This window comes from Pseudomonas sp. NPDC089918 (assembly GCF_050280605.1).
Classification (GTDB): Bacteria; Pseudomonadota; Gammaproteobacteria; order Pseudomonadales; family Pseudomonadaceae; genus Aquipseudomonas.
In genome coordinates this window covers 1-1,838 of the sequence record NZ_JBNNVP010000100.1, presented here as the reverse complement: position 1 = coordinate 1,838, position 1,838 = coordinate 1, and the positions used below count along the sequence as shown (strand labels likewise).

Genomic DNA, 1,838 nt, shown 5'->3' with positions numbered 1-1,838 from the left:
ATGGATGGCTTCGAAGTGCTGGCGCGCTTGCGGGCCCGGGGCAAGAACCTGCCGGTGCTGATGCTGACCGCCCGCAGCGACGTCAAGGATCGGGTAGAGCGTCCTCTGAAATCCCTGGCTGACATGATCAAGGGTAAGCAGGGTCGTTTCCGTCAGAACTTGCTCGGTAAGCGTGTTGACTACTCCGGTCGTTCGGTAATTACCGTAGGTCCGACCCTGCGTCTGCACCAGTGCGGTCTGCCGAAGAAGATGGCTCTCGAGCTGTTCAAGCCGTTCATTTTCGGCAAGCTGGAAATGCGTGGTCTTGCTACCACCATCAAAGCTGCCAAGAAGATGGTCGAGCGCGAGCTGCCAGAGGTTTGGGACGTTCTCGCTGAAGTGATTCGCGAACACCCGGTTCTCCTCAACCGTGCACCGACCCTTCACCGTCTGGGTATCCAGGCGTTTGAACCGGTACTGATCGAAGGTAAGGCTATCCAGCTGCACCCTCTGGTCTGTGCTGCGTACAACGCCGACTTCGACGGCGACCAAATGGCCGTGCACGTACCGCTGACGCTGGAAGCCCAGTTGGAAGCGCGTGCGTTGATGATGTCGACCAACAACATTCTGTCGCCAGCCAACGGTGAGCCAATCATCGTTCCGTCGCAGGACGTTGTATTGGGTCTGTACTACATGACTCGTGAAGCGATCAACGCCAAGGGCGAAGGTCGTGTGTTCGCGGATCTGCAAGAAGTAGACCGTGTGTTCCGTGCCGGCGAAGCCGCACTGCACGCTAAAGTCAAAGTGCGGATCAACGAAACCGTCAACGATCGTGATGGCGGCAGCGTCAAGAACACCCGTATCGTCGACACCACTGTCGGCCGTGCGCTGTTGTTCCAGGTTGTTCCACCTGGCCTGTCTTACGACGTCGTCAACCAGCCGATGAAGAAAAAGGCGATCTCCAAGCTGATCAACCAGTGCTACCGCGTGGTTGGTTTGAAAGAGACCGTGATCTTCGCTGACCAGTTGATGTACACCGGTTTTGCTTACTCGACCATCTCCGGCGTTTCCATCGGTGTTAACGACTTCGTTATCCCGGATGAAAAAGCCCGCATCATCGGTGCTGCTACCGACGAAGTGAAAGAGATCGAAAGTCAGTACGCCTCCGGCCTGGTAACCCAGGGCGAGAAGTACAACAAAGTGATCGACCTTTGGTCCAAGGCGAACGACGAAGTTTCCAAGGCGATGATGGCCAACCTCTCGAAAGAGAAAGTCATCGACCGTCATGGCGTCGAAGTCGACCAAGAGTCTTTCAACTCGATGTACATGATGGCCGACTCGGGCGCACGGGGTTCTGCTGCGCAGATCCGTCAGCTCGCCGGTATGCGTGGCCTGATGGCCAAGCCGGACGGTTCCATCATCGAAACGCCGATTACTGCGAACTTCCGTGAAGGTTTGAGCGTACTTCAGTACTTCATCTCCACTCACGGTGCTCGTAAAGGTTTGGCGGATACCGCATTGAAAACTGCGAACTCCGGTTACCTGACTCGTCGTCTGGTAGACGTGGCGCAGGATCTGGTTGTGACCGAGATCGATTGCGGCACCGAACATGGCCTGGTAATGACTCCGCACATTGAAGGCGGTGACGTTGTTGAGCCGTTGGGTGAGCGCGTATTGGGTCGTGTTATCGCCCGTGACGTATTCAAGCCAGGTACCGAGGAAATCATCGTTCCTGCCGGCACTCTGGTAGACGAGAAGTGGGTCGCCCAGGCCTGCGCCAAGGACCAGATTCTGGTCAATTCGGTGGCGCCCGCCGGTTTTGCCACCGAGCGCGCCAAGCAGTTGGGCTTCCTCGGTGA

1 pseudogene is annotated in these 1,838 nt (G+C 56.9%); it reads left to right on the top strand.

The window, feature by feature from the left end:
• Nucleotides 1-1,838 (top strand): annotated as a pseudogene (locus tag ACQKPC_RS30305) (DNA-directed RNA polymerase subunit beta'); the annotation flags it as partial.